The sequence below is a fragment of the Massilibacterium senegalense genome (assembly GCF_001375675.1).
Lineage (GTDB): Bacteria > Bacillota > Bacilli > Bacillales > Massilibacteriaceae > Massilibacterium > Massilibacterium senegalense.
Window position 1 is genome coordinate 1,566,079 of the sequence record NZ_LN831786.1, and the last position, 22,608, is coordinate 1,588,686.

The following is a 22,608-nucleotide window of genomic DNA, read 5'->3' on the forward strand; positions in this document are numbered from 1 at the left end:
TGGACGAGAGAAAGGCGAATTATACAAAAAAAAGAGAGGATTTTTCCCCCTCTAAAACATTTGATATCCTTTTTTGCGTAACGTTTTAATCGTCACACCGGCTAAAACCGAACCAACAAAACCGGTCGTTAAGATGACGATATCTGCCCCCCCAAGCTTCGTAAAGCCATTTAAAATAGCAGAAACAGAAAACTTCGTATCTAACATTTTATAAACAATCATGAAAACAACGATTGGATAAATCAGTGCCATTAACCACGTGACACGCAAAATCATATTTAACAAAAAGCCAATTCCAAAAAATAAAACGAAAAACAATAACATCGAAATAATAAGCATAGGAATACTCATCGTATTATTTTCCCCCCTCAAATGTAGTATTTCTTTTTGGCGCTAAAATTTTATAATCGGTATAACCGAACACTTGGTCAATCGCAAGTGGATGAACGTGTAAAGCGGGCGAAATTGCTTCTTGAAGAAAAAACAAAACAATTTGACTTGTCTGCGGGTGTTGGATTAACTCTTCTCTCGAAATAAATTGTGCATCGAACAGTTCTTTTTCTTCTGGCTGCAAAAATCCTCCGATTGGACGCATATAAAATAAAACCATATTATCGCTAATCGTATGGTTAATCACACCAGTACGAATTCCTGCAAATTCCATTACTTCTGCGTGGATGCCTGTTTCTTCAAACACTTCTCTTTTCACCGCATCCTCCATCGTTTCACCCTCATCAACAAACCCTGCAGGAAATGACCATTTCCCTTTTAATCCGCTATATTTCTTTTTTACTACTAAATACTTTCCCTCTATCTCAACAATTCCTGCCACAGCAATCCAAACGTTTTCTCTCTTTTTCATCGGACCCTCCCCCTAACAAAACAAAAAGAGCAAAAGGTGTAATACCCCTTGCCCTTTATTTTATCAAAGGTTCACAAAAAATTAAAACATGTTTAATTTCCCTTTTTTAAGTACTAATTTCATCCCACCAAGTAAGAATAAATAACGGTTATCAATGACCTTTTTCCAGAATGCAGCTTGTCCGCCAAACACTTTCTTGTCACCGATTATTCCGATTCCATCTTTATCACCAAGAGATGCTACAGTACCTTTTGGTTGGTATTTAAATTCTTCTAAATCTGTTTTATCTTGGATTAATTTTTTCACATTGCGGGCACAAACGTACGCTTCTTGGATTGCAGCTTGTGCAGTCGGTGGATAAGGACGTCCATTTTCTTCGTTCATAATTAACGCACAATCCCCTACTACAAACACATCGTCATATCCTGGTGCACGTAAATCTTTACGTACCGGGCAACGACCGCGATTTACTTCAAATCCAGATTCCCCAACGATAGAGTTTCCTTGTACCCCACCAGTCCAGATAACCGTACGCGCTTTAATTTCTTCGATTTCTTCTCCTTTTGCAATTTTTACGCCTTCAGGAGAACATTCTTTCATAAAAGTACCTGTTTTAAGCTCGACACCATGACGCTCAAAGAAGTTCGTCGCATATTGTACTAATTCTGGGTCAAAGCCAGGCATGACAGTTGGTGCACCTTCTACGCTAATAATACGCACTTTTTCACGAGGAATATCGTATTCCTTACATAATTCTGGTACACGGTTCACAAATTCACCTAAAAATTCTACACCAGAGAATCCTGCACCACCAACAACAAATGTTAATACATCCTCTTTCGGCTCAGGTAAATTGTTGTATTGCGCAAACATAAGCTCAATATGTTGACGAATTTCTCGGACAGCATCTACATTGACAATTCCAAATGCGTGTTCCTTTAAGCCAGGAATACCGAATGTAGCAGATTCAAATCCTAATCCAATAACAAGAATGTCATAATCAATTTCCCCGTTATTTTCAAGAACTACTTTTTTCTCATCTTTTTTAATTGTGTTGACTGTATCTTGAAGGAACTTCACTTTATTTTTATCAATTACATCGTCGATTAAAATACGTGTTTGATCATGATGTAATGTTCCAGCTGCTGGTTCATGCAACCATGTTGATTGATAATGATAGTTGTGTTTGTTCACAAGAATAACTTCTGCTTCGTTTGAACTAATTAATTTTTGCAAACGAACAGTAGTCATGATACCACCGTAACCCGCTCCTAAAATTACAACTGTTGGTCTACTCAACCCCATCACTTCCACCTTTATTATTTTTTGTTCCATTCAAGGAACTCGTTCATATTGTGACCCATTTTCAAAAAACATGACAAAAAAGTATGTTCACTCTTTCACATAGTATGCCACAAAAATGTCATAATCATTATGTATATCATTTTATGCTTTTTTCTTATGGTTTTCAATCTTTTTTTATAAATTCTGATAATTTCCCACGATATTGTCAAGATTTTTACGATTATTTATAAATGTAGAAGGGTATTATGAATTAAAATAGAAGTGTCTAATGTAGGATGATTGATGGTTAAGGAGGAAATTTTTATGAAAGCAGTTCAAGAATTATACGATATTACAGTTATCGGTGGAGGACCTGTAGGAATTTTCGCAACTTTTTATAGTGGTATGCGACAAGCTAAAGTAAAGATTATCGAAAGTTTACCACAACTCGGGGGACAACTTTCTGCATTATATCCAGAAAAATACATTTATGATGTTGCTGGTTTTCCGAAAGTAAAAGCCCAAGATTTAATCAACAATTTAAAAGAACAAGCTATGCAATTTAATCCAACTGTTGTCTTAAAACAATCTGTGGAAAAAGTAGAAAAACTAGAAGACGGAACATTTCAAATCTCAACAAACGAAGAAGTCCATCATTCTAAAACGATTATTATTACAGCAGGGATTGGTGCTTTTCAACCTCGTCGTTTAGACCTTCCAAATGCAATGCAATACGAAGAAACTAATTTACATTATTTTGTGAACAACTTACATATATTTGAAGGTAAAAAAGTAGCCATTCTTGGTGGTGGTGACTCTGCCGTTGACTGGGCACTTATGCTAGAGCCAATCGCGAAAGAAGTAACCATTATTCATCGTCGCAACAAATTTCGTGCACATGAAGCGAGTGTACAAAATTTAATTCATTCAAACGTTCGAGTTAAAACCCCATATCAACCAGTTGAATTGATTGGCAATGATGAAAAAGTAGAAAAATTAGTCATCCAAAATGATGAAAGTGAAAAAGAAACGATCGAAATTGATGACTTAATCGTGAATTTTGGATTCGTATCAACACTTGGACCAATCAAAGAATGGGGACTTGAAATTGAGAAAAATGCAATCGTTGTAAATTCTAAAATGGAAACGAGCGTTCCTGGTATTTATGCTGCTGGTGACATTTGTACGTATGATGGAAAAGTAAAACTAATTGCTGCTGGATTCGGTGAAGCACCAACAGCCGTGAACAACGCGAAAGCATACATGGACCCAAATGCAAAAGCACAACCACTTCATAGTTCGAGTTTATTTGACCAAAAATAATTTTTTAGCTGTCGTTATGTGCGACAGCTTTTTTTAATATAAAAGGTAAAAAAATAAAGTATTTGCTCACGCTATCTAAAAAATGCATGAGAAAATACTTTATCATTTGGAGTTATTATTTTTTAACCTAGAGTCATGTATTTAGCTTAAAACAACTATTGAATATCCATTCTAATTTAGCACTCGCTTGGTGTACCGCTGTTATCTGCTGTTTTAAAGCTAGATCCACATCCACATGTAGAAATTGCATTCGGATTATCGATGGTAAACCCGCCGCCCATTTCATTTTCTTGGAAATCAATGATGACACCTTCAAGAATTGGCGCACTTTGAGGATCCACTACAATTTGAACACCATGTTGTTCAAATTGTAAATCATCTTCTAATACCTCATCGTCAAAACCCATTCCATATGATAAACCGCTACATCCGCCACCACGAACACCAATTCGCAAACGAAGTCCTGGCTCATTATGCTCTTCTAACATTTCTTGCACACGTTTCGCTGCACTTTCTGTTAAAGTAATCATTTGTTCTCCTCCTTTTACGTCAAGAAATTCACTTTCCTTGTATCTTGTCGCTACCTTAAAGTATTTGCGTAAAGCTGTTTTCACAAAGATACTTCTTTCATTATACTCTATCGTGTATTTATTCGTCATCTAATCAAGCTAAAACATGTAGTATTTTTAATAATTTATTATGTAAACGGTCTAATTTTTTACTATATTCTAAAACGACAGGATGGTTCATGCCTAAATGCATTGCTTCTTTAATCATTTGACAGCGAATCTGTTCCATTTCTAATTCACATTGCTCGATTAACTTTTCGCTTGATGACTTTTGACACATAATCCCCCTCCTTGCCATTTCCATTAATCGACTTAATTTTACCTTTTTTTATCACAGATTACAAATAATTTATCATCTTTTCATAGTGAAAAGATGATTTAGCAATAAATAACGTTCTTCAGTTGCCACAGTTCTTATTAAAATTTATAATGAGAGAAGCATTTTCTGATTATGGAAAGGAGCCAATTTAATGAATACAGACATCCACAATCCACTTGCTCCCATTCGTCAAAAAGTTGAAAATAATGAACGTCTAACATTTGAAGACGGCATTACTTTAATGGAATCAAATGACTTATTATCGATTGGCCAAATGGCAGATATCGTTCGTAAACGTAAAAATGGGGATAACGTTTATTTTATCCAAAATACACATTTAAATTACACAAATGTTTGTTATTTAAGTTGTAAATTATGTGCATTTGGTTTAAAACCAGATGATCCAAAGTCTTACTCTTTATCTCTCGAACAATTAGAAGAAAAATTTAATGGCATGCAAGGAAAAGGTTTTACTGAATTACACATTGTTGGTGGTGTTAATCCTAAATTACCGTTTGAATACTATGAAACAATGATTCGTTTAGCAAAAAAATATAATCCAGATATTCACGTTCAGGCGTTTACAGCAGTAGAAATTGATTATATTGCTCGCGTTGCCAAACTTTCTGTAGAAGAAACGATTCATCGTTTACACGCTGCTGGTCTTGGTTCTATTTTAGGGGGCGGCGCAGAAGTATTTGATCCTGAAATTCGAAAAATTATTTCAGGTCATAAAACAACAGCAAAACAATGGTTTGACATTCATCGTATTACACATAAGTTAGGCATGAAATCAAATGCATCAATTATTTATGGTCATATTGAAAAGCCAAAACATGTCATCGATCATTTAATTCAGTTACGCGAATTACAAGATGAAACGGGTGGTTTCAATGCCTTTTTTGGATTCGGTTTTCAACCAGAAAATACAGAATTAGCAAAAGAGTACAACCTTACAGGAGATACAACTGGTTGGTATGATTTAAAAATGTTAGCAGTAGCACGATTAATGTTAGACAACTTTGATCACATCCGCGCTTTTTGGATGATTACTGGTCAAAAATTAGCACAAGTATCGCTAGCTTTTGGTGTCGATGATTTAGATGGAACAGTCATGGAAGAGCAAATTGTGCACGCTGCAGGAAATGAATCTGTTCACATGGTGCCAAAACAAGGTTTTATCGATATGATCAAAGAAGCAGGGCGTATTCCAGTAGAACGAGATACTCTTTATCATGTCATCCGCACGTACTAAGAAAACTAGGGGGCTTTACAGACATGGACATTTTAACACAAGATAAAACGTTACATGCCATTGCTGAAAAAGTAAAAAATCATGAACGTTTAACAATAGAAGATGGCTTATATTTATATGAAACAGAAGATTTACTGACAGTTGCTCAATTAGCAAACTACGTCAATAACGAAAAAAACGGAAAAAACGTATATTTCATTCAAAATATGTACATCAATCCTACCAATGTATGTGAAGCTAATTGTTCTTTTTGTGGATTTAAACGTAAACCTGGAGAAGAAGGCGCATACACGATGAATGCCGAACAACTTCTTCACTATGTACAGGAACGTTGGAACGACAACATTCGTGAATTTCATATCGTTGGGGGACATAACAACGAAGTACCTTTTGATTATTATTTAGATACGATTCGTACGTTAAAAAAACATTATCCACATGTTACAATTAAAGCGTATACAGGAGCGGAAATTGAGTTCTTCTCTCGTCTTGCAGGTATTTCAATGGAAGATGTGTTAAAAGAACTAATAAAAGCAGGACTTGATACGATGCCTGGTGGTGGAGCAGAAATTTTAACCGAACGGTACCGCGAAAAAATGTCACCAGAAAAGGCGTCTACCGATCAATGGTTAGAAGCACATCAAATCGCCCATTCCCTTGGATTAAAAACACATGCAACGATGCTTTACGGTTTGATTGAAACGAAAGAAGAACGTCTTATTCATATGGACCGTGTTCGTCGTTTACAAGATGAAACAAATGGTTTTATGGTGTTTATTCCACTTGCAGTACAACCGAAAAGTATTAATGCCAGCTTAAAACGGAGAACGAGTGCATTTGATGATCTTCGTACAATTGCGATTAGCCGCTTAATACTTGATAATTTCCAACATATAAAAGCATACTGGATTAATATCGGGGTACAATTAACGCAAATGGCCTTAACGTTCGGTTCTAGCGATATTCACGGTACACTTGTAGAAGAGCGCATTTCCCATGCGGTTGGCGCTTTAACTAGCCAAGGTATTACTCGCGACGAATTGATTTACTTAATCAAAACAGCCAATCGTGTACCAGTAGAACGAGATACATTTTATAATGTCATTAAAACATATTAACGAAAAGACCTGACAAGTAGTCAGGTCTTTTACTATACAAAGGTAAGGAAATGCTCTATACTATACATAATATAATATTCGACTAAATCTATCTTCGGGGCAGGGTGTAATTCCCGACCGGCGGTTATAGTCCGCGAGCCTTTTTGGCAGGAACTGGTGAAATTCCAGTACCGACAGTATAGTCTGGATGGGAGAAGATGCGGTGTACATATGTAGCTTAAAGACACACTGTTTTTAAGTTTATTCTGTAACGACATTTTCTCCCTATAGTGAATTATCGCTATAGGGATTTCTTGTTTTTACGCAGTCGTACGCCATCTAAACAACGAAGTAGATTGGTCATAAAAAGGAGTGTATTTTTTATGAATAACCAATCAACCAAATTGAAACGACTTATTACCGTTTCTATCTTTAGTGCCATTTCTTATTTATTAATGCTACTAGATTTTCCGTTCCCAGGCTTTCCGCCATTTTTAAAAATCGATTTTAGCGAAGTGCCAGCTTTACTTATAACCATTATTTTCGGTCCTATTGCTGGAATTTCTGTAGAAGCATTTAAAAATATCTTGCATTATATTTTTCAAACACCACCAACAGGCATTCCAATTGATGAATTAGCAAACTTCATCGCTGGTGTATGTTTCATTTTACCGACTGCTTTTATCTTTCAAAAATTACGTACACAAAAAGGGCTTACAATCGGATTAATTTTAGGTGTAATCCTGATGACACTTACAATGAGTGTGTTAAATTATGTTGCTATCTTCCCTGCTTATGCATATTTTATGGGAATGGAATTACCAAATAACATGTTCCAATTCATTGCAACCGCTATTGCACCATTTAACCTTGTAAAAGGACTCATTATTACTGCTGTATTTTTATTGTTATACGGTAGACTGAAACAAACCATTCAAAAACAAATATAAAAATCAAACCGCTTGTCCTATTTTTAGAACAAGCGGTTTTTCTTATACACTCTCTCGCTTTGCAAAGGGAGTGGTTATAGCCAATTAAAACATCGGATTTTCTTCTAAAAATTGATATACATTTTTTACTAATTCTTCTGGTGTTTCTGCACTGACTACTTCTCCATTTACGAGGCAAAATAAATGTTGTGAACATTTGCCACAGTGACTTAAGCAGCCGTATTCAATCACATCTAAATCGACATCACGTTCTAATTCAGCACGAGCTTTTTGTGCACCATTTGCTAAATTCGTTATGCAAAACTCAATAATTGGATTCATCTTTCACCTTTCCTTTCTTCATGTCCATTATATCGTATTTTTCTTTTTCGCTTAAGAAATTCATACTAGTTTATAATAGGAAATAACAATTATTAAAACAGTTGTTTTCATAAACGTTATTCGTTATACTAAATGTGTACGTTTTCATTCAAAAATTTGTCACATAAAGAACAAATTTTACAAGTTATTCACAATCCTAATAAACACCACATTATTTGATACGGACAAGTTTTGATAAAGTGATTCTTCTTCAATCATACATAAGGTTATGAGCTACTGCTGAAGGAGATGAACTTATGCCACATTTACGAGCAGTAGAACCTTTACCAAGCGAAAAAGGTTTTTCCGCCCGTTAATGAGGGGTAAAAGTGCACAATTAAAGGGGACATGTACTCATGAGTAAACTAGTCATCTTAGGTGGTGGTTACGGAGGATTACGGATTATTCAAGGGTTACTTGGAGCAAGTGACTTACCGAAAGACCTTGAAATTACATTAATTGACCGTGTTCCGTACCACTGTATGAAAACAGAATTTTATGCTTTAGCCGCTGGAACTGTACCCGATCAGCACATTCGTGTACCTTTTCCAACGCATCCTCAATTAACCTTTAAATTCGGAACAGTTGAAAAGGTGGAATTAAAAGACAAACAGGTAGTGATGGAAGATGGGGAAAACCTTCCATATGATGATTTAATTATCGCTCTTGGCTGTGAAGATAAGTATCACGGTGTTCCAGGAGCAGATGAATACACATTAAGTATTCAAAGCGTCAATCGTTCACGTAAAACATACCGCACACTTCTTGCATTAGGTCCAAATCAAACAGTTGGAATTGTTGGTGCTGGTTTAAGTGGCGTTGAACTTGCCAGCGAACTTCGGGAAAGTCGACCAGACTTAAACATTATTTTACTTGACCGCGGAGAAATTATTTTATCTAGTTTTCCACGTCGTCTTAGCGAATATATCCAATCTTGGTTTGTTAAAAATGGTGTAAAAGTGATTAACAACGCTAATATTACAAAAGTCGAAGAACATATGCTATACAACGACGGTGAACCAATTCCTTGTGATGAAATTGTTTGGACAGCTGGTGTACAAGCAAATAAAGTCGTTCGGAATTTAGACGTTGAACACGACAATTCTGGTCGCGCAAAATTAACGGAGTATCACCATTTACCAGAATATGAAAATGTGTATGTCGTTGGAGATTGCGCTAGTCTTCCTCATCCACCAACGGCTCAATTAGCAGAAGTACAAGGTGACCAAATCGTTTCTGTACTTTTGAAAAAATGGCACAATGAAGCGTTAACGCCACTACCGGAAATTAAACTAAAGGGTGTATTAGGCTCTTTAGGGAAAAAATCAGGATTTGGCTTAATGGGTAATACCGCTTTAACAGGGCGTGTACCACGTCTGTTAAAATCAGGGGTATTATGGATGTACAAACGTCATAGTGGATAAAACGATAGAGACTTTCTCTATCGTTTTTTCTATTTGCTCCATACCTGATCTAGATAATCAAAAATCAATTTTAATCGTGGATTCCCTTCTGAAATAATTTCATCATTTATCACAATAACAGGAACAATCATTTGCTCCTCGATAATTTGTTGAGCAAAAGCATCTTTTGGATGAATGGGATGATTGACATTCACATATTCTAAAACGAATGGAACTGTTTCTTGATACTTTCTTTTCAACGCAGCTTCTAGCCATTCAAACGTATCTTTAGAAGACGGAGCATGCGCACAAGTAGAGCAAGCAATTTGTGCTCCATATACAATTATGTGAATCGCTTTTTGATTCATTTGTCATCACCTTTTCTTATTATACAAAAAATTTTGTCAATTCGGAATTATATTTATTATATTCAAACGTTGTTAATAGCATTTTTTATAAAAACCATTTATAATGTTGTATAAAAAGGAGTGTGTTCATAATGGAAATAAAAGAACAAGTACAAGAAGTATTAGAAAAATTACGTCCGTTTTTACTTCGTGATGGTGGGGATGTTGAATTAGTGGATATCGAGGACGGTATCGTTCGCGTACGTTTGATGGGAGCTTGTGGTAGTTGCCCAAGTTCAACAATTACGTTAAAAGCAGGAATCGAACGTGCTTTATTAGAGGAAGTTCCTGGAGTAAAAGAAGTAGAACAAGTATTTTAATGATAACATGTAAGCTCTTATTGTTTAAATAAGGCTTCTTTATACAGAAAAGGTTACACTTTTATCGTGTAACCTTTTTTCATTCTGTGTATTCTTTTTAAGCCGATACAGTATGATTTTTTAATACAACGACACCTTTTTCATCAACTTGTAATGGATGTGCCTTATAAGTTGAAAAAGTATCCTCCACTTTTTTGCTTACTTCATGGCTCATTCCTTTTGGAACAAAAACAAGAAGCGTCGGTCCCGCTCCACTTAATGTCATTGCAAATGCTCCTTGTTCTTTTACAAAAGAACGAATTTCTGTAAAGTATGGCAAAAAGGTTTGCCGATATGGTTCATGGAACACATCTTCTTCCATCATTTTTCCGGCCAATTCATAGTTTTCTTGCATAAGCGCCATAAGGAGGACATTGCTCACTGCACTACCACGAATCGCAGTTGCATAAGGAAGTTCATTCGGTAACACTCCACGTGCTTCTTCTGTTTTTAATTCAAAGTCAGGAATTAAAGCGATTAGTTCAAAAGATGGTACGCTTGCCTGTAAAACGAACGTTTCTTCTTCACTATGCACCCCAACTACTAATCCACCGTAAAGAGACGCAGCAACATTATCTGGATGTCCTTCTAGTAAACAAGAAAAACGTAACTTTTCTTCTACTGTCATCACATCGCCGAGCAATTGATTTGCAAGTTCAATCGCAGCAATAATAGCAGAAGCACTACTTCCTAAACCTCGTGCTAACGGAATTTCACTATGCACAACTACACGGCATGGAGACAATTCTTTTCCGTAGTGTTTCGCAATTTTATCTGCCACTTGGTACATCATATTTTCTTTACCAGTTGAAACACCTTTTAGCATATCTGATGTTGATTCGAAATACCATGTATCATTAGGATAAACGTCAAGCGTTAAATATTTACTCACTGCTAACCCGATAGAATCAAAGCCAGGGCCAAGATTGGCACTTGATCCTGGAACAATGATGGTAAACATTTTACTTTCCACTATTTTGCACTCCCTAAAATGTGTTCCATAAATGCTTGCTCATCGTTTGGTAAAACAGTTGGTTTTACTTCTACTGTATCCATTGCTGTGTCTGGATCTTTTAATCCATTTCCAGTAAGAACACATACGATTTTACTTCCTTTTTTAATTTCACCAGATGCTACTTGTTTCATCACACCTGCAATCGATGCAGCTGATGCTGGTTCACAGAAGACACCTTCTTCACGAGCAACTAAACGATATGCTTCTAAAATTTCTTCATCCGTTACAAAATCAATTTTACCATTTGATTCTTTTGCAGCATTTACTGCTTTATCCCAGCTTGCTGGATTTCCGATACGAATAGCTGTTGCAACTGTTTCTGGATTTGGAATAGCTTCCCCGCGTACAATTGCCGCTGCACCTTCAGCTTCAAAACCACGCATTTCAGGAAGACCTGTTCCTTTTTTCTCATTATATTCTTTAAAGCCTTTCCAGTACGCTGTAATGTTTCCTGCATTCCCAACTGGAATTGCTAAAATATCTGGTGCTTGCCCTAATTGATCACATACTTCAAATGCTGCTGTTTTTTGCCCTTCGATACGATATGGGTTTACAGAGTTAACAAGTTTTAAATCTGATTTTTCACTAATCGAACGAACGATGTCTAACGCATTGTCGAAGTTTCCTTGAATTTCATAAATTTCTGCACCGTACATAACCGCTTGGGCTAATTTTCCTAATGCGATTTTTCCTTCTGGAATCACGATAATCGTACGTAATCCAGCACGAGAACCGTATGCTGCTGCAGCTGCAGAAGTGTTTCCAGTAGATGCACATACAATTGCTTGTGCTCCTTCTTCTTTTGCTTTGGCAACCGCCATCACCATTCCACGGTCTTTAAAAGAACCTGTTGGGTTTAATCCTTCATATTTTGCATATAATTCAACACCAAGGCGTTCTGATAGTTTTTCAAGCGGAATAAGTGGTGTATTCCCTTCTTGAAGTGATAACATAGGTGTGTTTTCATTTACGGGTAAAAATTCTTTATATTGGTGTAGTAAACCTTTCCAAAGCATTACTTTTCCTCTCCTTCAACACGATAGCTACTAACAACTGTATCTACAACATCCAATTTTTGTAGTTGTTTTACAATCGTATCATAGTCTTTTTTATTTGTATGATGCGTAACGATAATAAGTTCAGCAAGACCTTCTCCACGATCTTTACAAGGAAGTTGTAGAATCTTCTCAAGACTCGCTTTGTATTCGGCAAAAACAGAAGTAATTTGTGCCAGTACGCCGGATTGATCTTTTACTTGTAAACGAAGAAAATATTTCGAACGAATTTCTTCTGGACTTTTTAAGTTTTTCTCGAATTGTTCAAAGACATACCCTTTTCCACTTACACCGAGACGCATATTTTTTAATACGGTTACTAAGTCTGAAACGATAGATGTTGCTGTCGGAAGCTGTCCTGCTCCTGGTCCATAAAACATCGTTTCCCCTACTGCCTTTCCGTATACATACACAGCGTTATACTCATCATTTACACTTGCTAATGGATGATTGTGTGGTAACAGTGTCGGCTGTACACTAACAGCCACCTTCCCATTTGTTTCTTCCGCCATTCCAATTAATTTCATCGTATATCCCAATTTATGGCTGTATTGAATATCTTCTAATGTTACGTTTGAAATTCCACATACATCCACATCATCTAAATCAATAGACATCGAAAAGCCAAGACGAGCTAAAATAGCCATTTTTCTTGCGGCATCTAATCCTTCTACATCGCTCGTTGGATCTGCTTCTGCATATCCTAAATCTTGCGCTTCTTTTAATACAGCATCATACGAAGCACTCTCTTTCGTCATTTTCGTTAAAATGAAATTTGTCGTTCCATTCACAATCCCCATCATTTTCGTAATCCGATCACTAGACAATCCGTCCACTAATGTACGAATAATTGGAATACCACCAGCAACGGAAGCTTCATAATATAAATCGCATCCATTATCTGCTGCTACTTTTAATAATTCTGGTCCATAAACAGCCATTAAATCTTTATTCGCAGTCACAATGTGCTTTTTATTTTTTAATGCGGTTAACAACCATTGACGTGTTTGTTCTACTCCACCCATTACTTCAATCACAACATCGATATCGTCGTTTTCGATAATATCCTCGACACGATCTGTTAATTGTGCTTCATCAAAATTAACATCGCGTTTTTTTGCTAAATCACGAACTAAAACTTTTCCTACTTTTACTGGACAACCAATTTGATGTTGTAGCTTCTTTTGGTGTTTTTCAATAATTTTCACAACACCGCTTCCGACTGTTCCTAATCCAAGTAGTCCAACTGTGATTGTATCTTTCACTCTATTCACTCTCCTGTACACTATTAAAATACAACTGTTCTCTATTAATGGACATTATAGTAAAGAAACGTGGCAATGACAACCCTTTTTCATCGAAAATCACTAGCTGTACTACTACCTATTTTAATGCTACACACGTTCTTTTAACATCTGTATAATTTTTTCATACAATTCTGTTGGATGTTCCGCAACGACGCGTGTTTCCTCCACAATTGCATGATATTTTTCACTACAAATGTGACAATTCCCAATACAAGAAAATGTGGCCACTTCTGCTTCTTTTTCAAGCTTCTTCATCACAGCATCGGAACCATTCAGACGATTAATCATACAACATTCAATGGTTGTCATTTTCGTCACCTCGTTTGACCCATATTTACTGCAGTTCCCATATTAAATTATTTAATATTTTACCATATTCAAAGATTTCAGACACTATATCGTCCAAAACTTTTCGTGAATATTTCTTCCATTATTATTTCCCCATATGCAACCTTTCTATTTTTTTGCCGAACTTCCATCCTCTAGCCATGAAATTGTCGGAATACTAGAAGGGTATGTTTGCTTCATCGACTGATATACTTGTCGCAACGCTCGTTCTATCATTGGAATTTTTTGTTCATATTGTTTCAGGACGTACTGCATGTATTTTTTTTGTTCATTTGTCTTTATTGTTGCCCATCTTTCTACTATATTTAACAACGTTTTCGGATAAAGTAACCGTCCGAGAAATAAACGATACGCTCCTTCAAATAAATCCGTTTCCTCAGCATATTCATGAAAAAATGTTAAAGTTTCCGTAACATTCCCTTCTTCTATCATAAAACGAACATACTCCGCTACATCCCGAATAGGATGATCAATAAAAAGTTGATGATTAAAAAAAGCATACGCATCTTTATCTCGCCATAGCGACTCTGGAAACGAGTCAAAACAAACGGTTCCTTCCATTAATAAATATTCCCGCTCGTACCGTTCTACTTCCCCTATTAATTGTATCGATTGGTCAAGCAAGCCGTACGTATATAAAAATAAGGCATGTTTCGTTTCATCCTTTATTTCTTTTTCCCATTCTTTGCATTGTTGATACCTCTCTTCAAATAACAGATGCCACATGCCAAGTTGTTCTTGTTGTAAATGTTGTTGCGCATAAATCATGCCTGCTTGATGAAACCGTATAAGACAATTAGCATCAAACGTGCGTTTCATCGGAACAACCTGAAATAATAACCACTGCTGGTCGTTAAACGAAGCTAATTGAATAGACTTTTCCGTCGGTACGATTGTTGCTACCGGTTCTCCCAACCGTTGAAGAACGCTTGCAATGTCACTTGACGTTCTCACATCGTCTTCTTTCATCGTCGTTTGCATCCATACATACAATTGCTCGTTATGATAAAAATAATAATTATTTTCATGCATGAAAACCTGCTCAATTGGTAAATCATATAACTGTTGTATCGTTCGAATCATTTCTCTCACCCCTTCCCATACATATGTCGTTTCTAGTGATTTATGAAAGGATGATGATAATGAGTACGCCATTATATGAGGCAGCAATACAAGCGTTAAAAAAAAGAGAAGTGACACTTGATCATATTGCCGATTTAGTTCTTTTTCTTCAAAAAAAGTATTATCCAAATTTAACGAAACAGGAATGCCAGCATAATATTTGTCGCGTCTTAAATAAAAGAGAAGTGCAAAATACCATTTTAACTGCCGTAGAGCTGGATATATTAGCGGAAAATAAACAGTTAACAGAACCACTCCAGACAATTGTCTATTCAGATGATGGATTATACGGTGTAGATGAAACATTAGCTTTATCGATTATCCACATTTATGGATCCATTGGATTTACAAATTTCGGTCATTTAGATAAAGAAAAGCCAGGTATTCTATCGCACTTAAATGCCCATAAAAACGGATCTTGTCATACGTTTTTAGATGATGTTGTTGGGGCCATTGCTGCTGCGGCTGCAAGCCGTTTAGCACATAGTATTGCTGAAAAAAAAGAAGGCTAGAAGATCTATACAATCTTCTAGCCTTGCTCTTACTTTTTCTCTATTTTTTCTGCAAACACAATCAACCGCTCTTTAGAAGAATGCGCGGGATGACATGTAATCAACGTGACTGTTGACTTTCCATCTACAGGTTCTAACACTTCTACTGCATCTGGTTTTACAATTTGTTTGTCATACACACGATATTCGTATTTTCCATCCGCTGTTTCAATAAAAAATGTGTCTTTTTCCTCTATTTCGTCTAAACGATTGAAAAATTCACCGAATGTATACGACCGATGACCAGCGATGGCGAAATTCTCTCCCTTTTTCCCTAATCGTCCAGATTCCGGGAAATGCCCTACCGCATAACGTAAATCTTCTGTAGAAGTTCCTTCGACAATTGGTACGTTTAAATCAATTTGATCCATACGCAACATCCCAACGGCCAATTGCGATGTTGCTTGGCCTGTATGCTCCAAATTAGTTGTACCATCTTGTTCGTTCAACTCATCAAAAGATACATTTTGATAGGAGGCGATTAATTGTTGTTGCTTATAGTATGTGAAACCCTTGATTGCCAAAACAGTTATAAGAAGCAAGACCCCGCTAATAATAAAAAGATTAGCTACTTTTTTCAACATGAACACTTCCTTTTACAAAGTAGTAAATAAAGCGTCCCTTATTTACTACTTATCCAAGGGTGCGTTATTTACATATTGAAACGAACTTTTCTTCTTAAAGCAAAGCCTACTGCTAAAAGTGCAAGTGCTAAAACTACTAATACAGTTTGGTTCATAAATGAACCTGTTTTTGGAAGTTCTGTTGCACTTTTTGTTTCCTTTTCTACTGTTGGCACAACAGATGCTTCAGTTACTTGTGGTTTTGTGTCTGGTTTTGCTACTACTGGTTTCACTGAATTATCTGCAGGAGTCACAGTACCATTGTTGTCATCGCAAACACAATCATTGTTATTGTTACCTGGTACATTTGTGTCGTCACCTGGTTTGTTTGTGTCATCACCTGGTTTGTTTGTGTCATCACCTGGTTTGTTTGTGTCATCACCTGGTTTGTTTGTGTCGTCACCTGGTTTGTTTGTGTCATCACCTGGTTTGTTTGTGTCGTCACCTGGTTTGTTTGTGTCGTCACCTGGTTTGTTTGTGTCGTCACCTGGTTTGTTTGTGTCGTCACCTGGTTTGTTTGTGTCGTCACCTGGTTTGTTTGTGTCTGTTTTAGTAACTTTTAAGTCTTCTAAAACACCTGCATGAACATCCCCTAAAATTGGAGTGTCTTTTGTATCAAGAATTACTAATCCTGAATGCTCTACAACAATACCATCTTTTTCAAGAGTACTTTTTTCACCTACACCTGCATGCGCATCACCAATTGGTGTATTTTTTAAATCTACTAATACAATACCAGATTGGTCGAATTTATATTCTGGTGTTTCTGTTTTACTTTTTTCAAGTACACCTACGTGTGCATCACCGATTAAAGATTCTTGAAGATCTACCCCTACTACTCCTGCACGTTCTTTAGAAGTTGTTGCTGTTTTTTCTGATTGACTTCCAAGTACAGATACATCTGTGTTTTTTGCAAGGATAGAATCTTTAATTTGTAAATTTACAACGTCTTTCCGTTTATATTGGCGATCTGCATCGTTTGATTCACGGTCTTCAAGTACTCCTAAGTGAACTGTTCCAAGCACTGGTAACCCTAAATCTAGACCAAGTAAAGCATTTTTCTTTTCAGTCGTTACTACTTGAGTAGGTTGACTTGGTGCTGGTTGTGTTGGTTGTTGAATTTCTGTTTGTTTTGCTTGTTCGTACGCTTTTTCAACAGTTGGTGGAATAATTGGATCTGGAATATTAGATTCTACTTGAGTTGTTTCTGTCACTTGTACTGCTTCTGCTTGTGTAGTTTGTACAACTTGTGCTGATTCAGCAACAGGTTGTGCGACTGCTTTTGTTTCTTCTACTGTTTGTACTACGACTTGTGGTGCTTCTTCTACTGTAGTAGTTGCAACATCCTCTACCATTACTGCTTGTTCAGCTAATACGTTTACTGGTTCTGCTACCTTTTCAAGTTCTGCAGCATCTGCATGGTGTGTTGCAAAGAAAATTGCTGATGCTGTTCCTAACGTTACGACTAAATTTCTCATGGTTCTAGATACATTCTTGATATTCATGTTATCTCTCCTCTTCTAATTTTAAATTAAACTGCGTAGAAGAGGAGTTTTTGGGGTGGTTGTCCTAACGGTTCTTCGATCCATTGCCCCTTTAAGTAAACCACTTGCGTGACAATTAACGATCCTTCATAAAGGATGTTAGATAGATAACTACTATTCACTATTCCAAAAATTGTATTGCTGTTTCCATTATGTCCATTTGCTGTTTGATTCGTTTCTCCGTTTGGAGTATTAGAACGATAATTTGTTACAGCTACAGGTTCGGTTGGTTCATTTGCATTTTCATAGGAAACAGAGTATTTTTCGCGATCCAATGGAACAATATATGTTGGTTGTTCAATCACTTCTGTTAACATTTCTTGATTTTCTATTGAAGCTTTCGCTGGTAGTGCAACTTCTTGATTTTCTGTTGAAGCTTTCGCTGGTAGTGCAACTTCTTGATTTTCTATTGAAACTTTCACAGGTAGTGCAACTATTGGTTCTTCAACAACAATAGTAGTTGCTATTTTTTCTGCTTCTTTTTCTATTTTAGGCATGATTGGCTTCATATCATGATGATGTGTTGCAGAATCCTCATCTTTATTCATTGGTTGTTCTACATATACTGGTTTTTGACTATTATCTATACCACTACTTGGTGGTGTGCTAGAATCTTCAGAAGGATATGTATTTGATGAATCATTCGAATTAGATGGAGGATTAGTAATTACAGGATTTTCCGGTTTTATAACAGGTACAGTTGGATCTGTTGCTTCTTTAATTTGTTCTGTAATTGTTTCTGCTACACCTGTTACTGTTTGAACCGTATCTTTTACAAGATCAACAGTTAATTTTGTTGTGTCTGTGACGGTATCTGCTACTAAATAAACGACATCATTCACCAAGTCCGTTGTTAAATTGCCCACATCATTTACAGTTTCCACTACTAAATGTTCAACGCTACCGAGTAATCCGCCGACCACACCGCGAAGAAGGTCTTCGGTTATATCTTTAGCACTTGGAGGAGGCGTATTTGTTAACGTTGCATTTGCTTTTGCAGTAATTGCTTCTCGAGTCACTTCTACTACTGCTTTTACAGGTTCTACCACAACGTTTACAACGTTTTCTACAAGATGAACAACTGTTTGAACGGTATTTTCAACAACATGAACAACTGTTTGACCTATGTTTGTTACTGCTTCTTGCAATAAAGTGCCTGTATTTGTACCTAGGTCTCCAAAAAGTTTACCTAATCCGGTTCCAATCGATGATAAAATAGGTAGTTTTTCTTTTGTTGTTTCTTCTACTATCACTTCTTCTTGTTCGTCAGCTTCTAGTAAAATAGGTAATTCTTCTTCTACTGTTTCAAGTAAAGCTTCTTCTCCATTTTCTACAGCTGTCGTTTGTTCTTCCGTTGGTTGCTCTTCTAAAAGAACCTCATCGATTGTTTCATCCGGTTTATTTTCTTCCTGTAAGACTGCTTCTGTCTCATCATTTAGACGATTTCCTTCTACTCCTTCTAATTCGTCAACTGAAAGATTGTCGGCTTCTTCGTCTAAAATAATCTCATCATCACTTGAATTTTCTTCCTTAACAGAAGGTAGTTCGATTGATTCTATTGCTGTTTCCATTTCGTTCACTAATTCACTTGTCTGTTCGTCTATGTTTTCAACCACAAATGGAACTTCCGATTCTGTCACTTGATTCACATTTTTGTCGTTCTTCACCAATGGCGCTACTAATGATTCGAGCAATCCTTTAGATTGAACGGTTGTTTCTTCTACCTTTTGAACATCTTCCGTTAACTGTTCTTTGGCATAGGTGGCAGTTGGTAGAGCAAGTAACGTTCCGATTGTTAAAACAAGTAGACGTAGTCCTTTCAACATTCCACCTCCTTTCCTCTATGAAATTACCTCTATCTTAAGATACATTCCTTCCTTTTAACATCCACATTTTTGAGTAATTTGGATAAATTCACACAACTGGACATTCCATTATATCATGATACCAATTTATAGCACTTTTTACTCAAAAGTCATAGTAAATCCATACTTTTTTCTATATAAGGATAAAATCATTAGTGATAAATAAGAAAAAAGTCCTAAAAAGGACTTTTTCAAAAATGGGATAAAGGAATTTGTTTTATAAAAGATTTTGTAAGTTTTCTGCATAATAAGTAGGCTTTTTATCAACGTGTGCTAAATCACCTAATTGTGACACTCCTGTGAACACGAGCAATGTATCTACATCGGAGTGGATTCCAGCTAAAATGTCGGTATGATAATTGTCACCAATCATTAATACATCTTCTTTCGACAATTGTAGTCGTTGAAGCGATTGGGTAATAATTTCGGGTTGTGGTTTGCCAATAAAGGTCGGTTGAACACTAGTTGCTGTTGTTAAAACAGAAGTTAACGAGCCGTTTCCTGGTAATAATCCCCGTTCGGTTGGAATCGCTACATCTTGATTTGTGGATAAAAAAGTAGCTCCTTTTCGGATGTGCAAACAAGCTTGTGCCAATTTTTCATACGTAATCTTTCGATCAATTCCTACTACGACAACATCAGCTTGCTCCGTTTCTTGCTCAATAACTGGAATAAACATATCTTTTAATGCTTGAAATAATCCTTGTTCTCCAATGACATACACTTTTTTACCCAAATGTTCACGAGATAAATAAGAAGCAGTAGCTAAACTAGATGTCATCACGTGATTCGCAGTCGTGTTAATGCCCATTTTTGTTAATTTTTCCGCCACTTGTGCTGGTGTTTTAGAAGAATTATTCGTTACAAATAAATATGGGATATCTTTTTTGTTTAATTTTGCAATGAACGGTTTAGCTGATTCAATTACTTCATTACCACGGTATACCGTTCCATCTAAATCAATTAAATATCCTTTGTATCGTTTCATCATATCCTCCTTAAAAAACGTATTTTTCAAAGAAAAAAACCGCAACGTAAGGCGGTTTTATGCTTTCACAACATATTCACAACATGAGTCACCATCTGATAGACGACTTTTGCATACAACTTTGTCTGTTTCTAACACTTCGCGATATAGTTTCATTTCACAACTACACGCTTCTTTATACTTTTTCGCAACTTTCGAGATAGGACAGTTATATTGACGAATATGGAACGTACCATCTTGTTTTTTTTCAACTTCTGCCATATATCCATTTTCATCTTGCATTGCAACTAATGCTTCGATTTTTTCTTCTTCTGAATCTAGACGGCGTAACTGTTTTTTATATAAATCTACGAGTCCTTGTTGCCGTCGTTCAAATAATTCTCGAACAACATCTCGACTCATTAACTCTTCTAATTCTTCAAGTAAAGTAAGTGAAAGTTGATCATATTGACGTGGAAATAACTCTTGTCCTTCTTCTGTTAAAAAATACACGTGTAGCGGTCGCCCCATTGCTTGACGAGTCAATGTTGTCTCGACCAGCCCATCTTTTTCTAATGCATTTAAATGACGTCTTACTGCCATTTCCGTAATTCCTAAATGTTCAGCCAATTGTGTCACAGTCATTTCATCATACCGCTTTAATAATTGTAAAATTTCATCACGTGTGGAATGTGATTTTCCCATAGTACTCACCGTCCTATTTTTATTATAAAGCAGGACGTACCTTCTCGGCAAACTTTCTCAACGAAAATGTATAAAAACTATATACATAGTAAAAACAAAGACTTTTTTACTCTGGCATAAAGGCCGATACAGGACCTAATTCATTTTCTAAATACGTACGAACACACATAGGAAATTGTTCGATTGCTTGGATATTTTCTTTTACAGTTTGCTCAATATCACTTGGATTTAACGTTGTATATTCTTGTAACAATACTTTACGTAATCCAATCACTTGTTTTAATTGAATTGTCATTTCTTTTGTAATAACCGTTTCATCATCTAATATGTCGATAATGTCCTCATAACTTCCTGGGTCACGCATAATAAACCCATCAATCATTGCATTTCCAACATCAATCATTGATTCAATCATCATATGAGCAATGCGTTCTAAAGCAAAGTTCTCCATCACACTTTCAAACAAATCTTGTTCGTTAAAAGCCTTCGTTAAACGTTCTAAATATGTAAGTTCTTTTTCGATTTTGCTACGATCTACAAAATACATTTACATACACCCTTTCCATTGTCTTTGATTGCACAAAATTCCCTATAATGATAATATCAAATGCGAGCATAAAATGAAAAAGTTTCACACAAAAGAAAGGATGATTCGATGGCACTAGAAGACCATTTTCTATATGATACGAGAGAAAAATCAGAATCACGCTTTGTTTGTTTTTTAACAGAAAACCGTCGTTTTGATTTGGGAATTGTTCACACAGAACATTTTGAAGGGAAATACCTTGTTCTTGATATCCAATCTAATCGTTATGCAATTATCGGACCAGATGATTTGAAAGAACCAGGTTATCTTGAACACGTCTTCCAATTATCTGAAGAAGATAGCGATGATTTACGCCATTTTCTAGAACAATTATTTTAACGAATAACCCTCCGCCTAGTCCACCATACTATGGGCTAAGGAGGTTTTTTTTATGCCAGATAAAGAAAAAGATAAAGAGACGTTTAGTCATACTGATTTATCCAATGTAGAAACAATGCATAACTTTTTCATTCCAGAAGATTTACCTGAAGGACCATACGGATCTCCGCACAATAATAAATTAGGAAAACGGACACCTTGGAAACCAGGTCAACGTCCATATAGCGCCTTCAACTATGAATTCAAAAGCTTACACCAAGACTTACCAAGACAATACCCAGGAGCTCACCCTACACATGATGACCCAAATAAAAACGAAGAACCGCCCTACACCACAAAATAAAAAAGCAGAGGGCGATCGGGCAGGGGCTAAGTGTAGGAAACTTCCTACAC

Annotated in this window: 27 protein-coding genes and 1 riboswitch; of the genes, 9 read left to right on the plus strand and 18 right to left on the minus strand. The window is 36.3% G+C overall.

All coding sequences use genetic code 11. From position 1 onward, the window contains the following. Window positions 1-51: 51 nt before the first annotated feature. The 3 genes from BN1372_RS11130 to BN1372_RS11140 all read right to left on the minus strand — a co-directional run bounded on the left by BN1372_RS11130 (window position 52) and on the right by BN1372_RS11140 (window position 2,197). Window positions 52-351 carry a YuiB family protein gene (locus tag BN1372_RS11130; protein WP_062199481.1) on the minus strand — a complete coding sequence of 100 codons (300 nt, stop codon included), beginning with the start codon at window positions 349-351 and terminating at the stop codon, window positions 52-54. A 4-nt stretch (window positions 352-355) separates the two neighbouring features. After that, window positions 356-862, minus strand: a complete 507-nt coding sequence (locus BN1372_RS11135; RefSeq protein ID WP_062199482.1) for an NUDIX domain-containing protein — start codon at window positions 860-862, stop codon at window positions 356-358. 81 nt (window positions 863-943) lie between these two features. Next, entirely contained in the window at window positions 944-2,197 is a 1,254-nt protein-coding gene (locus tag BN1372_RS11140; protein ID WP_230198820.1) for an NAD(P)/FAD-dependent oxidoreductase, read from the minus strand. Window positions 2,198-2,470: 273 nt separating this feature from the next. Here BN1372_RS11140 and BN1372_RS11145 point away from each other — a divergent pair, with 273 nt between their 5' ends. Further along, window positions 2,471-3,469, plus strand: a complete 999-nt coding sequence (locus BN1372_RS11145; protein ID WP_062199484.1) for an NAD(P)/FAD-dependent oxidoreductase — start codon at window positions 2,471-2,473, stop codon at window positions 3,467-3,469. A 176-nt stretch (window positions 3,470-3,645) separates the two neighbouring features. Here the strand turns inward: BN1372_RS11145 and erpA are convergent, their stop codons facing one another. Together erpA and BN1372_RS15260 are read right to left on the minus strand one after the other, a co-directional pair. Then, complete coding sequence (erpA, locus tag BN1372_RS11150; RefSeq protein WP_062201310.1) at window positions 3,646-3,999, minus strand: iron-sulfur cluster insertion protein ErpA; 354 nt, start codon at window positions 3,997-3,999, stop codon at window positions 3,646-3,648. A 133-nt stretch (window positions 4,000-4,132) separates the two neighbouring features. After that, a complete protein-coding gene (locus BN1372_RS15260; RefSeq protein WP_062199486.1) occupies window positions 4,133-4,318 on the minus strand; it encodes an aspartyl-phosphate phosphatase Spo0E family protein in 186 nt (61 codons plus the stop codon). A gap of 190 nt (window positions 4,319-4,508) precedes the next feature. Here BN1372_RS15260 and mqnE (BN1372_RS11160) point away from each other — a divergent pair, with 190 nt between their 5' ends. From mqnE (BN1372_RS11160) to BN1372_RS11170, 3 genes are all read left to right on the plus strand, one after another. Continuing rightward, window positions 4,509-5,612, plus strand: a complete 1,104-nt coding sequence (gene mqnE / locus BN1372_RS11160; RefSeq protein WP_062199488.1) for an aminofutalosine synthase MqnE — start codon at window positions 4,509-4,511, stop codon at window positions 5,610-5,612. A 23-nt stretch (window positions 5,613-5,635) separates the two neighbouring features. Further along, the gene (gene mqnE / locus BN1372_RS11165; RefSeq protein ID WP_062199490.1) at window positions 5,636-6,730 is read left to right on the plus strand and encodes an aminofutalosine synthase MqnE; all 1,095 of its coding nucleotides are present in this window, start codon (window positions 5,636-5,638) and stop codon (window positions 6,728-6,730) included. A gap of 86 nt (window positions 6,731-6,816) precedes the next feature. Then, a riboswitch (FMN riboswitch) is annotated at window positions 6,817-6,933 on the plus strand. A 159-nt stretch (window positions 6,934-7,092) separates the two neighbouring features. Next, complete coding sequence (locus tag BN1372_RS11170) at window positions 7,093-7,659, plus strand: ECF transporter S component (protein WP_062199493.1); 567 nt, start codon at window positions 7,093-7,095, stop codon at window positions 7,657-7,659. 84 nt (window positions 7,660-7,743) lie between these two features. On the opposite strand, the gene BN1372_RS11175 is transcribed toward BN1372_RS11170, so the two are convergent. Continuing rightward, window positions 7,744-7,980, minus strand: coding sequence for a YuzB family protein (locus tag BN1372_RS11175; protein ID WP_062199497.1), 237 nt, complete (start codon window positions 7,978-7,980; stop codon window positions 7,744-7,746). 395 nt (window positions 7,981-8,375) lie between these two features. On the opposite strand from BN1372_RS11175, the gene BN1372_RS11180 reads away from it, so the two are divergent. Beyond that, window positions 8,376-9,443: an NAD(P)/FAD-dependent oxidoreductase gene (locus BN1372_RS11180; protein WP_062199499.1), complete on the plus strand. Its 1,068-nt coding sequence runs from the start codon at window positions 8,376-8,378 to the stop codon at window positions 9,441-9,443. A gap of 29 nt (window positions 9,444-9,472) precedes the next feature. Here the strand turns inward: BN1372_RS11180 and BN1372_RS11185 are convergent, their stop codons facing one another. Beyond that, complete coding sequence (locus BN1372_RS11185) at window positions 9,473-9,790, minus strand: DUF1462 family protein (protein WP_062199501.1); 318 nt, start codon at window positions 9,788-9,790, stop codon at window positions 9,473-9,475. A 131-nt stretch (window positions 9,791-9,921) separates the two neighbouring features. On the opposite strand from BN1372_RS11185, the gene BN1372_RS11190 reads away from it, so the two are divergent. Then, window positions 9,922-10,149 (plus strand): NifU family protein, encoded by a 228-nt coding sequence (locus BN1372_RS11190; RefSeq protein ID WP_062199502.1) that lies wholly within the window; start codon window positions 9,922-9,924, stop codon window positions 10,147-10,149. 97 nt (window positions 10,150-10,246) lie between these two features. Here BN1372_RS11190 and thrB read toward each other — a convergent pair whose 3' ends face one another. The 5 genes from thrB to BN1372_RS11215 all read right to left on the minus strand — a co-directional run bounded on the left by thrB (window position 10,247) and on the right by BN1372_RS11215 (window position 14,996). After that, window positions 10,247-11,161, minus strand: coding sequence for a homoserine kinase (gene thrB / locus BN1372_RS11195; RefSeq protein ID WP_230198821.1), 915 nt, complete (start codon window positions 11,159-11,161; stop codon window positions 10,247-10,249). Beyond that, the gene (thrC, locus tag BN1372_RS11200) at window positions 11,161-12,219 is read right to left on the minus strand and encodes a threonine synthase (protein ID WP_062199504.1); all 1,059 of its coding nucleotides are present in this window, start codon (window positions 12,217-12,219) and stop codon (window positions 11,161-11,163) included. The genes thrB and thrC overlap by 1 nt, the downstream gene beginning before the upstream one ends. Continuing rightward, complete coding sequence (locus BN1372_RS11205; protein WP_062199506.1) at window positions 12,219-13,523, minus strand: homoserine dehydrogenase; 1,305 nt, start codon at window positions 13,521-13,523, stop codon at window positions 12,219-12,221. The genes thrC and BN1372_RS11205 overlap by 1 nt, the downstream gene beginning before the upstream one ends. 129 nt (window positions 13,524-13,652) lie before the next feature. Next, window positions 13,653-13,874, minus strand: a complete 222-nt coding sequence (locus BN1372_RS11210) for a DUF1450 domain-containing protein (RefSeq protein WP_062199508.1) — start codon at window positions 13,872-13,874, stop codon at window positions 13,653-13,655. 147 nt (window positions 13,875-14,021) lie between these two features. Next, the gene (locus tag BN1372_RS11215; RefSeq protein WP_062199510.1) at window positions 14,022-14,996 is read right to left on the minus strand and encodes a hypothetical protein; all 975 of its coding nucleotides are present in this window, start codon (window positions 14,994-14,996) and stop codon (window positions 14,022-14,024) included. Window positions 14,997-15,049: 53 nt separating this feature from the next. Between BN1372_RS11215 and BN1372_RS11220 the strand changes: the two genes are divergently transcribed. Continuing rightward, a complete protein-coding gene (locus tag BN1372_RS11220; RefSeq protein ID WP_062199512.1) occupies window positions 15,050-15,547 on the plus strand; it encodes a phosphatidylglycerophosphatase A family protein in 498 nt (165 codons plus the stop codon). A gap of 29 nt (window positions 15,548-15,576) precedes the next feature. On the opposite strand, the gene BN1372_RS11225 is transcribed toward BN1372_RS11220, so the two are convergent. From BN1372_RS11225 to hepT, 6 genes are all read right to left on the minus strand, one after another. Next, on the minus strand, window positions 15,577-16,170 hold the full coding sequence (locus BN1372_RS11225; RefSeq protein WP_062199513.1) for a class D sortase: 594 nt from the start codon (window positions 16,168-16,170) through the stop codon (window positions 15,577-15,579). 68 nt (window positions 16,171-16,238) lie between these two features. Beyond that, on the minus strand, window positions 16,239-17,714 hold the full coding sequence (locus BN1372_RS11230; RefSeq protein WP_062199514.1) for an LPXTG cell wall anchor domain-containing protein: 1,476 nt from the start codon (window positions 17,712-17,714) through the stop codon (window positions 16,239-16,241). Window positions 17,715-17,740: 26 nt separating this feature from the next. Continuing rightward, on the minus strand, window positions 17,741-19,579 hold the full coding sequence (locus BN1372_RS11235; protein ID WP_062199515.1) for a hypothetical protein: 1,839 nt from the start codon (window positions 19,577-19,579) through the stop codon (window positions 17,741-17,743). A 256-nt stretch (window positions 19,580-19,835) separates the two neighbouring features. Further along, a complete protein-coding gene (locus tag BN1372_RS11240) occupies window positions 19,836-20,606 on the minus strand; it encodes a TIGR01457 family HAD-type hydrolase (protein WP_062199517.1) in 771 nt (256 codons plus the stop codon). Between the two features lie 57 nt (window positions 20,607-20,663). Continuing rightward, on the minus strand, window positions 20,664-21,290 hold the full coding sequence (locus BN1372_RS11245; RefSeq protein ID WP_062199519.1) for a helix-turn-helix transcriptional regulator: 627 nt from the start codon (window positions 21,288-21,290) through the stop codon (window positions 20,664-20,666). A 106-nt stretch (window positions 21,291-21,396) separates the two neighbouring features. Next, complete coding sequence (gene hepT, locus BN1372_RS11250) at window positions 21,397-21,837, minus strand: type VII toxin-antitoxin system HepT family RNase toxin (RefSeq protein ID WP_062199521.1); 441 nt, start codon at window positions 21,835-21,837, stop codon at window positions 21,397-21,399. 108 nt (window positions 21,838-21,945) lie between these two features. On the opposite strand from hepT, the gene BN1372_RS11255 reads away from it, so the two are divergent. Both BN1372_RS11255 and BN1372_RS11260 read left to right on the plus strand, forming a co-directional pair. Next, complete coding sequence (locus tag BN1372_RS11255) at window positions 21,946-22,215, plus strand: DUF3055 domain-containing protein (protein WP_062199523.1); 270 nt, start codon at window positions 21,946-21,948, stop codon at window positions 22,213-22,215. 52 nt (window positions 22,216-22,267) lie between these two features. Further along, complete coding sequence (locus tag BN1372_RS11260) at window positions 22,268-22,558, plus strand: hypothetical protein (RefSeq protein WP_062199525.1); 291 nt, start codon at window positions 22,268-22,270, stop codon at window positions 22,556-22,558. Window positions 22,559-22,608 lie beyond the last annotated feature (50 nt).